The organism is Weizmannia acidilactici, from assembly GCF_008974185.1.
GTDB lineage: Bacteria > Bacillota > Bacilli > Bacillales > Bacillaceae_C > Weizmannia > Weizmannia acidilactici.
Genome location: NZ_BKZP01000052.1, coordinates 1 through 11,752 on the forward strand (window position 1 = coordinate 1; position 11,752 = coordinate 11,752).

Sequence of the window (11,752 nt, forward strand, 5' to 3'; positions counted from 1 at the left end):
TAGATACTCTTCGGTTACAACCAGGAATGACCTTTAAATTTATAAATGAAAATGGAAGATTTATTCATACTTTCTGCAATGGTAAATTACTTTATAAAATTGGGCTTGTTCCGGAGCAAATTATTGGACGGGAACTAAAGGATTTCCAACCTGTTGAAGAGGCGAAAAGAATAACCCAATATTACCGGCGGGCTTGGGAAGGTGAAAATCATGTAACTTACGAAGTTGAATTTAACGGGGGCGCTTACTTGGCTACTCTACGTCCTGTTAAAAGAAGAGGGGAAGTGATCGAGGTTATTGCGTCATGTGTAGATATAACAGAGCGTAGGAAATTTGAGAAAGCTCCTAGACAGAGTGAATTGAATGATCGTCATATTGCAGATAACATGTCAGACTTGATTGAGGTTTGGGATGCAGATGGTAATGTACAATACTTCTCCCCATCGCATGAAAGAATTTTTGGGCATTCCTATCAATCCTACGTAGGAAGATCGGTATTCAGTTTAATTCATCCGGAAGATAAGGAATATGTTAAAACCCAGTTTCGTAACATGATTTCAAAAAACTCTCTCTTTCAAGCCGGGTTCCGATGTAAAAATGTTTCAGGGGAATGGATTTATATAGAGGCCCAGGGTACCCCGGTAGTTGGAAAAAGTGGCAACGTAGAGCAGATTGTTGTTGGCTGTGATATATCCGAGAAAAAAGATTAGAAGAACTTATGCGAAGGTCAGAAAAGCTATCTGTTGTTGGCAATTGACTGCATGTGCAGCACATGAAATTTGCTTACTTCGATAAAGGTTTCTTGCAAATAACAAGAAGAAATAAAACCAACCTATATAAATAATGTTGTTAGAGATTAAACGAGTTGAAAAATAATAAAGGAATTTTTAGCTCTTGCAAAGCCACATTGCCATTGACAAATATTAAAGTGCTGATAAAAGGCGTTATACCTTACTCAAGTCACAAGCGGTATTAAAGAATATTGAGATCATAGATGGAAATTTACCCCTTATTTATTGTGATTTATAACTATTATCTACTTTCTTCAAAATGTAGTTGAAGTCATGCCAAAAGGTGGGCTTATCAAAAATAATCAGTACGATTACCGGTTCAGAAGGCCTTGGGATTAGAACAAGGTAGCGGTATTAGTGAAGAATGCCTTAAAAAGATAGTTGAACCTTTTTAGAGCACAAAAGAAAAAAGAACAGGTACAGGTTTGAATGTGAAATAACAAAATGATTCAGGAACATGGTGGAAGAATAAAAAGAACAGCCGATCAAGATACAGTTGAAGAGATTTATTTACCGATTAACAGTCTCCCGAAATTAAAAAATCTGTTTTTTAGAAAATTCGGTCTGTTTGCGATAGCAGCAGATTTTGACGAAAACAAGAGGGCAAAACAACAGGTCTAAAGATTCATACAATGCTGGCTGGGCGGCAGAAGGAGAAGAGAAATGTCCAATTATGATTCACATATTGAAATCTATAAATCAATTATAGAACATAACCCTGATGCAATTTGCATACTATCACTCGATGGAACAATAATGAAAGTTAATCCGGCCGTTTGTCAATTGTTCGGATATTCGGAGGAGTATATTCTGGGATTATCTTATAAAGAAATGACAGTTCCAAGTGATATAGATAAAGTTCAGCAGCAAATAAACATCGTATTAACTGGTCAACCTGCTGAAGCAAAGGTACAAGCCTGTCATAAAAATGGAAGTATTATTGATTTACAGGTTAAGTATATACCGTTAAAAGTCAATCATGACATTGTTGGGATCTGTTGTGTCATGAAAGATATTACCGAGCTTTGTAAAACAAAAGAGTTTCTAAAAGATGTGCAAAATCGGCTATTGTCTTTTTTCAATTCCACGGCTGATGCAATTGATATATTGGACATCGAAGGGAATGTCTTAGATGTCAATCCGGCGTTTGAAAAAATTTATGGGTGGAAACGTGAAGAGGTCATTGGAAAGCCTTTAATGACTATTCCTAAAAATAAATTGGCTGAGGCTAAGAAAATGATGAATAAGGTCAAAAATGGGGAAAGTATTACAAGATTTGACTGGATAGGTTTGAAAAAGGATGGGACAATCATTGATATTAGTTTAACAATGTCACCCATTTTTGACCCTCACGGAAAAGTGGTTGCCCTTTCTACTATAACAATGGATATTTCAAAACAAAAACACTTAGAAAGATCTTTAAAGGAAAGTGAAGAACGGTATCGAAAAGTAGTAGAACTGTCTCCGAAGGGGATCGTTGTTCATAGGAATGGAAATATTCTATATGCCAACCCATTTGCGCTAAAATCAGCCAAAGAAAAAAGTTTATTAGGCAAATCTATTTTTTCATATATTCATCCAAATTTTCATGAACTATCAAAACGAAGATTATCGGAAGCAGAACATGGTAAGAAGCTTCCTTTTATTGAAATGCAATTAAAAAGAAAGGATGGCACAATTTTTTATGTAGAAATAACCGGCGTTTCAATTGACTATGATGATGGCCCTGCAATTTTGTCGATTTTTACGGATATAACTGATAGAAAAAGCGCTGAAGAAGCCTTTCGTAAAAGTGAAGAGGAGTACAGGCTTATTACGGAGAATATGACAGATCTTGTAAGCGCTGTTGATGAGAACGGAAGCGTGATATATGCTTCTCCGTCATACGAGAGAGTTTTAGGTTTTTCGCCTGAAAATTATGTAGGTAATCTTGCTTTTGATCTCATTCATCCGGATGATTTATTCAAGGCCAAGAAACAATTTGATCATATGGTTGCAACCAAAGAGAGTATCCGGGTTGAATATCGTTTAAAACATGCTAGTGGAAAATGGATATGGACTGAAGCTGGTGGTAATCCCGTTTATGATGAAAACGGACACCTCCTTTATTTCCTGATTGTTGGTAGAGAAATATCTAGTCGGAAAAAAGTGGAGGAAGCTTTACGCCTAAGTGAAAAAAGGTATAGATTATTAGCAGATAATTCTCTCGATCTCATTCAATTAGTTAATCTTAATGGTATTGTGACTTATGCTTCGCCTTCACATAAGACAGTACTTGGTTACGATCCGGAAGAATACGTGGGAAAAATAGTATTTCATCAGCCCAATGGTAAAATAGATGATAACCTCAGGAAAGCTATAACCAATATGGCTAGAAATTATAAGCCGTTTTCTATTGAAGTGTCCAGAACTCATAAAGCTGGATATGATGTTTGGTTAGATGTAAATGGAACACCGGTATATGACGATGACGGTCAATATAAATATATGATGATTGTTGCTCGTGAGATTACAGATCGTAAGAAATATCAAAAGCAACTTGAGTATTTAAGTTTTCATGACACTTTAACCGGCTTGCCGAATCGACGGTTTTTTAGCGAACAACTCAAACAATCAATCAAGGAAGCCAAACGCTATCAAAGAAAGGTAGCCCTTCTGTTTCTTGATGTAGATCGTTTTAAACATATCAATGACACATTCGGCCATGATGTAGGTGATGAGCTTCTTAAACAATTTACAAATCGTGTTCAAAGTTGCATTAGAGAATCTGATATTTTAGTACGGTGGGGGGGCGATGAATTTATCATTCTTCTTTCGAAAATAGAAAATGAAAAACAAGTAACAAATATTGCCGAAAGAATTATATTTTCACTCCAAAGTCCTTGGAATCTGTTTGGGCAAGAGTTTAAAACGACATCCAGTATTGGGATTGCCTTTTATGAAGAAGGAGATACTGAAAAAGAATTGCTGAAAAAGGCTGACATAGCTCTATATCAGGCAAAATCTGAAGGGAAAAATACGTTTTGCTTTTACCATAGAACTGCAAAAGAAAAAAGCAGTAATAAAAAATCCTTATTGTGAGAATAGGAATAAGGAAAACTGGATCATGCTATTTTGATACAGTTAAGGAATAATCTGGATATTTTGATTGATTTTATACGTTCTTTACACCTTCCTTTTTCGTCTTGGAGTTATCAAATGGGAAACATCCATATCGATGGGGATATGGGCTTTATTTTGTGCGTAAATATGGTTGATATCAGCTTTTCGATTCCACCCTGATTTTGTGAAAATAAATTAAATTTATACTTCTTGAGGGCATCGTTGTTGTTTCTTGGAGTTGTTTCAAGAGTCCTTTTTTAAACAAGAAAAACCGTTGAGAAATTCATTTTTCTCAACGGGTTTTCTTATTTTCTGGATCTTTTTTCTGAAGCAGGCGGTTCTTTTCCGCCTGCTTCAGTAGGTTGTGGGCGATGGCGACCAGCCTCCGAAGAAAATCTGCGGAACCTTTGATATGACCAAACACGCTTTCTACCTCGATTCTTCTCCGGCGTAGATTTGCGCGCCCTCGTCAGACCAAAGGCTTTTTTTGGCTTTTGCTTTCATTCCTTCATACACCGGATTATGGAGGATTTGCCGGTTTCCTTTTGCTTTTGTGCACCTTTCTTTCAGCGGGCAGTCTGTACAGTCTTCACACCCATCATTTTTAAAGTCACGTGTTAACCCATACTGATCTGTTTTCGTTCTGTAATGTTTAAAGGCAACCTTCCGATGATTCAGGCAAATGAAGAAGTCGTCTTTTTCACGGTATTCCCAGTTGGCGGCATTCCGTATATTTTTTGTAAGCCCGGGTCTCTTCCTTCCTCATGGTATTGTAGGGAATCAATGCTTCTTCATGCGCATACAAATAGTTGGCTTCTCCGCCGTAGCCGGCATCCGCAATCATCCGTTTTGGCTTAGGCAGGCCGGATGTTTTCAGTTTTTCCAAATGCGGGGTGAAGCACCTTGTATCTGTCAGCCTTTGGTGGATGGTGTATTCCGTTCCGATTTGGACATTGTAACCCGGCTTCAGCCGGCCGTTTTTCATATGGTCTTCTTACATGCGCATAAAAGTGGCATCGTGGTCTGTTTTGGAATAGCTGTTCCGGTCACCGAAAATTTCCATCTGTGCTTCATATTTCTTCAGTCGCGGCGAATAATCTTCTTTAAGCTTCTTATAAATTTTCCGTTTCAACCGGTATGCTGCCTTCTTCTCTTTTTTTATTTCTTTGTTCTTTTCCTGTTCTGCATCTGATTCAGCTTCTTTGACTTTTTGTTCCACCAATTCGGCAAACTTTTCCAGTCGTTCTGCGCTTACACGCTGTGTCGGTTCTTTCACTTCTTTCAAAGATTTCTCATCTAATTCGATGGTTTCTTCGATCAATTGGAACGTCTTTTGAAGGTTTTGTATGCTGACTAAAATGATTTACGTATTGAAAACCATAAAGAATTAATGCCCTAAAAAGGTCGATTGCTAAGTATTGGAATTTGGTTAATTTTTTCAAAGTAAATATTTTATAACGGTCTACAAGTTCTATGCCTCCCAAAAAAATAAAACAAAAGTGAAGAATTGTATTTGAAATTAAATATAAAGGAAATTTACCAAAAGTCATTTTTAACATCCAAAGACTTGTAACAAGATATGGGCCAAAGTTAAAAAAATTCATACTATCCGAAGGTGGTATTCCTTTATAAAATCGCCACCATCTTTTCTTTTCACCGAATAGGTCTATTGCTTTAGTGAATGTACTCATAAATATTGCGGCTGGGAGATATTTTTTAAATGAATTTCGACCCAAAAATGGTACTGTTAGCCAAGGTAGAATTAGCGAAGCCATATAAACTAATTTTGAGTTTTTCATGATGCCACCTCCAATGATTAGGATGTGTATTTTTTTTAAAATGAATCCAGATACAAATGATTTTTTATATTTCAGGGTTTATGGCCTATTCCGTAAGAATAGCTCATGGTGCCCTATACATAAAAGAACGGCTTGGATTATCCGATCGTGAAACGGCTGGACAGATCACAGAAAACCCGTATCTGCAGTATTTTATTGGCTTGCCGGAATTCCAGGAAAAATTTCATCATTCTTTGATGCCGCGTTTTAGGAAACGGCTGGAAGCAAGTATCATCAATGAACTGATGAATGGATTGTCCTGGGACAACAAAAACGCAAATTGGAAGAAAACCGTGAAGAGGAGGAAATGGTGATCATGATGATGAAAGCAACCATCCTTCCAACCCCGGTTCGAAAAATCCCGGTGAAACCGGTTCTTCGACTCGCCTATCCTACATATCCCGAAACCTTGAATGAAGCCCGGGAAATTGGAACATATCATTGATGTGCTGCACGAACCCCATAAAGGAAAATAACAAAATCCCTGGACCTACAGAAAAAGGGCACGCAAGGACGATCTGTGACGACGCGCAGCGCATCACGGAATCATCGACGAATCAACTGCAATTTGGAAGAAATTGTACGAGCTTAAGGAACGATGGGAAGACACCTTGATTTATTTTGATGCAGGTGTCTTTATTTTTATTAGGGAAACAATTTTCTTTGCTTTCAGGGCATCAATGGTAAGTACTTGGTTGTAGCCGTGTTGGTACTCCACGCGGGAAGTTGTATCAACTGGTAGCAATTCCACACAAAACATTTTTTAGAAGCGTGAGCGGCAATATATCATGAAACAAAATTGATATTTTGCCCCGCAACATTACCCTTTTGCCAAAGGCGGCTGCTCGAACCAGTTGTTATCAATCATGATGTTTAATCCGTCTTCTGAAAACTTTAATATCTCTATTTGCAACCGTGAATAATCTGTAGCCAAATCGCTTCTCATACATTCTGAAATGGCTGTGCCATAGTTGCCGATTCCGGCATAAATCATCAATCCAAAATGGTACATCATTAATTTATCTGAAAAAGGCGGTTCCGTTAAATTCGTAACGTCTTGGTTAACCGCTAGTAGCATAGGAACAGGAAGAGAATGGTGCTCCAAATAATCGCTAAAGACTTTTATATGTTTTTGGGCAAGCTCTTTTCCTCTGGCAATATAATCGCAAACTTTCTTGGACTTTGCCGTCTGGGCAAATCCTGCAGCAATACAGGAACCAAAAAGATTTGTCATGATATTGGCATAAAGAGTTGTAATTTCTGTAGCAGTAAGAGATCTTTTGCCCAAAATCTCCAGGATAAATGACTGTTTTTGAACAAATTCCGTTTCTTTCGGATATACAATATAAGGCGGGCGTTCTGCCAATCCTTTTTTTAACAAAATTTCTGTTGTTTCCTGATTAAGTTCAATATATGAGGACAAGCATTTTGCACCAAAAGAGAGAATATCTTCCCTGAATAACTGCGGCAGCGTGTTGGCGTGCGTAACGAGTCCGCCCCTTACCATGTTTTTGACGTAATGCAAATAAAATACGTCAGAAAATAAGGTACCGTCAAGAATTTTGTGTAATGTAAGATAGATAGGGTATCTCTGAAATGGATTTGGAATGGATAGGGAACCGGTTTCCTCCACACAAGAGACTGAATATTCAGTCTCTTGTGTGGAAAGGGAAAATCCCCTTAATTTGTTTATTTACAATATTTGGTTAACAATAACGTTCTTCAAACATTCGTTGAAGGGCTTCTTGCGCTTCGGCAAATCCTCGCAACTTTCGCCCTGCCCATTTCTCGTTAAAGTCCTGTATCGTCAAATATACGACTTTTTCAGCGGCTTCTAAACTGCTCAAACTGTTCATCGGCTTTAGACGTTTCCGAATCTCCTTGATCGTTCGTTCGATGGCATTGGTCGTATAAATCACACTTCGAATACTGCTTGGATAGTCCATAAAGGTGAGAAGGACATCCAACTCATTTGCCCAAGATTGGACTTCCCTTGGGTATTTGTGAGACCATTTGGATTGAAACTGTTGAAACATCTCCAATGCGATTTCTTTATTCGGAGAACGATAAATGAGTTTCAGGTCCTCCGCCATTTCGAATTGATCTTTTTTCCGAACACGGCTGAGGGTGTTGCGGACTTTGTGCACGACACAGCGCTGCACATCGGCTTTCGGATACACCGCCTTAAAGGCTTCCTCCAACCCCGGAAGGCCATCGAAGACGCCAAGAAGCACTTCCTTGACGCCTCTTTGGTAGAGCTGTTGGAGAATCTCCTGCCATACATAGGCGCTTTCTTGTCCTCCTACGAAGAAATCAAGAATTTCACGATACCCTTCTTCGTTCACCCCCAATACCACATAAATAACTTCTTTCTCTACCGTATCCCGGCGAAGTTTCACGTACAAGCCGTCCAAAAATATAAGACCGAATAACGCTGGTGTAGTGGACGAGCGTGCCATTTCTCGATGTCTTCCTTCACGACATCGGTAATCCGGCTGATCGTCGCAGGAGAATAGGTGCTTCCTAGAATTCGTTCGATAAACTTGCCAATTTCACGCGTGCTCATGCCACTTTGGTACATCCTAATGATTGCTTCCTCCAGCCAGCCCGTGTGCCGTTGGTAAGGGGCAAACAACTGTGTTTGAAATTCCCCGTTTCGGTCTCTTGGAACCAAAAGACCCTCAATCCGGCCATATTGTGTATCTAGATTTCGCTGATAGTAGCCGTTTCTCATATTCGGCGTTCCAGCCTGTTCGATTTCGAGGAAATTTTTGATTTCTTCCCGCATAATCAGTTCTAATTTTTCTTTTACAAACTGACGAATGGCATTTTCCAGTTGATTTGCCCAGTCGACATTCGGTATACTTCTTTTAGACATAGGTAGGGTACTCCTTTCTCTGGAATGTGTTGTGGTCCAAATCAGAGAATACCCTACCTTTTTTCTTTTGTTCTAGCAAAATGCTTTACACAAAATTTTATACATCATCGAAAATAAACGACCTGCATTTACATTTACATCTTCGTCCGAGAACCCCATTGGTCCAGAGATCTTTTCTTCGAAAAGATCTTTTCTATCATTTCCTTGTGCTGTTGCGACACATCCAGGGCATGTTCAACAAGTGTTTTAATGTTGGCATCCTCTATATGCTGGAGAAAATATTTGAATACACAGATGGACATCGTTTCTCCAAGATACCCTGTCCATAAATATCCGAGTTCTGCAGAAGTCAGGCGTGGATTGTGTTCGATATTCATACCGGTCATCCTTTCTTGCCAATGTTTTTTATATTTTCTTCTCTTTTTCATAAAATATCCGGTTTATGAGATTAAGAAAAACTGGAAGTTTAAATTCTTCAGATGGAGATGGTACATAACTATATGGTTAGACGAGCAAAAATAATTACGGATTACTTTGGAAAGGATATGGAAAGCATTTGTTGATGGGAGCTGCTAACAAATGTTATTTCTTATTCTTTCCATACTAAATAAGGGATATTGTACTATTCGGGGTGATACGCTATGGATGAAGATAAGAGGGAACCGCTCTCACAGGGAGAAATGGATAACCCTGAACAATATGCAACCGAGAACGAGAGTCTGCAAACTGTTGATCCGATTCCGATAGAAAAAGGGGGTCATGATACAAAAGATAATTCCTCAAGCGAAAAAATATAAACCATAAAAAAATCAGATCCCGGAGATCGGTTTCAAGGAGGACTATGGTTGAATTGAAAAGACAAGATCAATCATTTTCCGGCATCGCCGGGTGTTTACTTCATGAAGGATTCCTCCGGCCGCTTTCTCTATGTGAGAAAGGAATCGGCAAAGAAGAAACAGACGCAGCTCAAATTTAAAGAAGAGAAAGGACAATGTACAATTTGGTCTGGACCGATCAAAAATTCGAATTGATGTACACTTCCCGGCGGAACTAGTTTCCACAATGTCGTTTAAGTGGAAATGTATGAAAAATAAATCATTGAGCATAACGATCAAGAAATTAAGCCGTTTGGATGGAGTGATGGTATGCACATAGAGGGAAACATTATTTCCGGGGAATTCGATGAGAATCTCAATGAATTTTCTTTGCAAAATGTCAAACATTTTTACATAGCGTCCACGATAAGAGAGAATCAATTCAGAGCATTATATGATTATTTGAAAAAACATCAGCATAACAATGAAGGCCAGATCATCACCCTATATGATCAAATGCCAGTCAGTTTATCAGCAGAGGAAATCAATCTTCTTATACAAGATCTTGAAAAAGTCCAATCGTTGTACCGCCCTGAGAATATTTGACCTTAGTTTTGAAAAAACGTGTACATGAGTATCTCTATAAAGCATGTCAAGGATCCCCTTTTTGCTGTTGGAGCAGTAAAGGGGATCCTTTAATTGAAATAAAAGTCACTGGACTGCCTGCTGCAGCTCTCCTTCTTTTTTCCGTGCTTCTAAGTTCGGAGTGATGAATAAGAAAATCAATGTTCCGGCCAAACCAATCATCCCGATAAAAACCGCCATGGCCGAAGACGGAAGGACAGCTCCTAGAGAAACAGTTATTGAAATGATCAAGTTGGAAAAATTGAATTTAAGGCCATTGAAAGCCATATATGAACTTCTTGCATCGGCAGGTGGAATAGCTGCCATATAGGCTTGTTCGACCGGCACGCGCGATACTTCCCCAATCGTTGCAATGACCATAAAAATGAGGAGAATCCATATGTGATTGGAGTAGGAAATGACCGTATACCCGGCAGAATAAATCAAACAGCTTGCGATCAGTACAGACCGGTCTTTAAAACGATTGGTGATTTTCATCATAAAAAGCGCGAAGATTACAACCAAAATGGTGTTTTCGCTTCGAAGAATCCCAAGCATCTTGATGCCGTCAATTTTCCAAAATAAAAACTGCTGCGCCGGCATCTCATCACTGAGCCGGATTCCGATATAATTGGTTAATTGGGCTTCCATGGATAGTATGAGGATTCCTGCTAAGATGTACATGATGAACACGCGGTCGATGATCACTCTTTTGTAGTTAGAAAAAATTTGGATAACATGTTGTGCTGCTTTTACTCTAGAGCGCTGTGGCACATAGCTTTCATCGATCAAACAGGCGATCAGCACTACAACTACGGCTGCAACAACCGTTAAAGCCACGAACAATTCGAATAAATAATCTTTAAATAAAAAAGCACCCAGGATGCCGCCTATGGAATAGGAGAGATTATTTCCCCAATATGTAATCGAGTACATATATTTTCTCTGTTCCGGCGTGCTGACATCTATCAACATAGCTTGGTTGGCAGGTCCTGCGAGCCCCCAGCAAATGCCGTTTACTGTCATCATTAAAAACGTAATGAACGCGGATTGAAACCAAGGTGAATTACACAGTGCCATTGTGAAAAAGGCAAAAAACCTTATGATTGCGGCTAAAAGGATCATTTTTCTCCGGCCGAACTGATCAGAAAAATATCCGCCAATAAAATTCATCCCGATTCCGATAAAAACATTGATTAGTAGTAAAAGCCCCGTCGTTTTTGCATCAAAGTGACTCGATAAATAAATCGCCATAAAAGGAAAAACCATACTGGAAACTGTTGAGCTCAAAAATGACTCAACAACCCGGACTTTTATGTTCTTGTGCAGGTCTTTAAATCTTATTTCATTTCCCCTCGTAGAAAACAGGCCAATTATTTTGAAAATAATTTATGCTATAAATTTATGTTATTTTAGATATATATGCAAGGAAATTTCAAAAGGGTGGCAAACATTTTTCTCGAAAACCGGGGTTGTGCCAACAATTGGTGGAGAGAAAATAGCCCGTATTTTTTGAAATGTAAAGATAAGTTAAAGAGTAATGGTGCCTGCAGAAGATAAAAGCAAGACCATGAAAGAAAAAGTCAGACTTTAAACCAATCGCTCATAATCGTTTTTTATTCTAAGTTTTGCGGATTTTACACGTTTATCGAAATAATCGTTATTTCATTGCCATTATGGTATGACAAATGTTTTTAATAATTT

11 protein-coding genes and 3 pseudogenes are annotated in these 11,752 nt (G+C 38.6%); 7 read left to right on the plus strand and 7 right to left on the minus strand.

The features are described 5' to 3' along the window. From BpJC4_RS15020 to BpJC4_RS15025, 3 genes are all read left to right on the plus strand, one after another. The coding region (locus BpJC4_RS15020; protein WP_151698145.1) for a PAS domain-containing protein at window positions 1–710 on the plus strand (710 nt) is incomplete at its 5' end. Window positions 711–1,235: 525 nt separating this feature from the next. Continuing rightward, the gene (locus BpJC4_RS16245) at window positions 1,236–1,412 is read left to right on the plus strand and encodes a hypothetical protein (protein WP_172968323.1); all 177 of its coding nucleotides are present in this window, start codon (window positions 1,236–1,238) and stop codon (window positions 1,410–1,412) included. 42 nt (window positions 1,413–1,454) lie between these two features. After that, window positions 1,455–3,872 (plus strand): PAS domain S-box protein, encoded by a 2,418-nt coding sequence (locus BpJC4_RS15025; RefSeq protein ID WP_151681844.1) that lies wholly within the window; start codon window positions 1,455–1,457, stop codon window positions 3,870–3,872. A gap of 450 nt (window positions 3,873–4,322) precedes the next feature. Here BpJC4_RS15025 and BpJC4_RS17200 read toward each other — a convergent pair whose 3' ends face one another. The 3 genes and pseudogenes from BpJC4_RS17200 to BpJC4_RS15045 form a co-directional block, all read right to left on the minus strand. Continuing rightward, the gene (locus BpJC4_RS17200) at window positions 4,323–4,625 is read right to left on the minus strand and encodes a transposase (protein WP_151698150.1); all 303 of its coding nucleotides are present in this window, start codon (window positions 4,623–4,625) and stop codon (window positions 4,323–4,325) included. 202 nt (window positions 4,626–4,827) lie between these two features. Then, a pseudogene (locus tag BpJC4_RS17280) lies at window positions 4,828–5,010 on the minus strand (IS5/IS1182 family transposase); the annotation flags it as partial. Between the two features lie 175 nt (window positions 5,011–5,185). Next, entirely contained in the window at window positions 5,186–5,692 is a 507-nt protein-coding gene (locus tag BpJC4_RS15045; RefSeq protein WP_151698148.1) for a hypothetical protein, read from the minus strand. A 74-nt stretch (window positions 5,693–5,766) separates the two neighbouring features. Between BpJC4_RS15045 and BpJC4_RS15050 the strand changes: the two are divergent. After that, window positions 5,767–6,204 (plus strand): annotated as a pseudogene (locus tag BpJC4_RS15050) (transposase); the annotation flags it as partial. Between the two features lie 347 nt (window positions 6,205–6,551). On the opposite strand, the gene BpJC4_RS15055 reads toward BpJC4_RS15050, so the two are convergent. The 3 genes and pseudogenes from BpJC4_RS15055 to BpJC4_RS15065 form a co-directional block, all read right to left on the minus strand. Beyond that, the gene (locus BpJC4_RS15055) at window positions 6,552–7,364 is read right to left on the minus strand and encodes a DUF3231 family protein (RefSeq protein ID WP_253724337.1); all 813 of its coding nucleotides are present in this window, start codon (window positions 7,362–7,364) and stop codon (window positions 6,552–6,554) included. A 73-nt stretch (window positions 7,365–7,437) separates the two neighbouring features. Then, a pseudogene (locus BpJC4_RS15060) lies at window positions 7,438–8,609 on the minus strand (IS256 family transposase). A 134-nt stretch (window positions 8,610–8,743) separates the two neighbouring features. Continuing rightward, a complete protein-coding gene (locus BpJC4_RS15065) occupies window positions 8,744–8,986 on the minus strand; it encodes a DUF3231 family protein (RefSeq protein WP_172968377.1) in 243 nt (80 codons plus the stop codon). Window positions 8,987–9,250: 264 nt separating this feature from the next. On the opposite strand from BpJC4_RS15065, the gene BpJC4_RS16250 reads away from it, so the two are divergent. The 3 genes from BpJC4_RS16250 (at window position 9,251) to BpJC4_RS15070 (ending at window position 10,030) form a co-directional block, all read left to right on the plus strand. Further along, window positions 9,251–9,406, plus strand: coding sequence for a hypothetical protein (locus BpJC4_RS16250; RefSeq protein WP_172967533.1), 156 nt, complete (start codon window positions 9,251–9,253; stop codon window positions 9,404–9,406). A 44-nt stretch (window positions 9,407–9,450) separates the two neighbouring features. Further along, the gene (locus BpJC4_RS16870; RefSeq protein ID WP_259371271.1) at window positions 9,451–9,585 is read left to right on the plus strand and encodes a hypothetical protein; all 135 of its coding nucleotides are present in this window, start codon (window positions 9,451–9,453) and stop codon (window positions 9,583–9,585) included. A 169-nt stretch (window positions 9,586–9,754) separates the two neighbouring features. Beyond that, entirely contained in the window at window positions 9,755–10,030 is a 276-nt protein-coding gene (locus BpJC4_RS15070; RefSeq protein WP_151681972.1) for a hypothetical protein, read from the plus strand. A gap of 105 nt (window positions 10,031–10,135) precedes the next feature. Here the strand turns inward: BpJC4_RS15070 and BpJC4_RS15075 are convergent, their stop codons facing one another. Next, on the minus strand, window positions 10,136–11,338 hold the full coding sequence (locus tag BpJC4_RS15075; protein ID WP_259371272.1) for an MDR family MFS transporter: 1,203 nt from the start codon (window positions 11,336–11,338) through the stop codon (window positions 10,136–10,138). Window positions 11,339–11,752: the final 414 nt, after the last annotated feature.

What these genes read in the sequence shown, in the direction of transcription:
- BpJC4_RS15065 (WP_172968377.1), bottom strand. Translation starts at nt 8,986, where the DNA reads ATGAATATCGAACACAATCCACGCCTGACTTCTGCAGAACTCGGATAT.
- BpJC4_RS16870 (WP_259371271.1), top strand. Translation starts at nt 9,451, where the DNA reads ATGGTTGAATTGAAAAGACAAGATCAATCATTTTCCGGCATCGCCGGG.
- BpJC4_RS15070 (WP_151681972.1), top strand. Translation starts at nt 9,755, where the DNA reads ATGCACATAGAGGGAAACATTATTTCCGGGGAATTCGATGAGAATCTC.
- BpJC4_RS16250 (WP_172967533.1), top strand. Translation starts at nt 9,251, where the DNA reads ATGGATGAAGATAAGAGGGAACCGCTCTCACAGGGAGAAATGGATAAC.
- BpJC4_RS15045 (WP_151698148.1), bottom strand. Translation starts at nt 5,692, where the DNA reads ATGAAAAACTCAAAATTAGTTTATATGGCTTCGCTAATTCTACCTTGG.
- BpJC4_RS16245 (WP_172968323.1), top strand. Translation starts at nt 1,236, where the DNA reads ATGATTCAGGAACATGGTGGAAGAATAAAAAGAACAGCCGATCAAGAT.
- BpJC4_RS15025 (WP_151681844.1), top strand. Translation starts at nt 1,455, where the DNA reads ATGTCCAATTATGATTCACATATTGAAATCTATAAATCAATTATAGAA.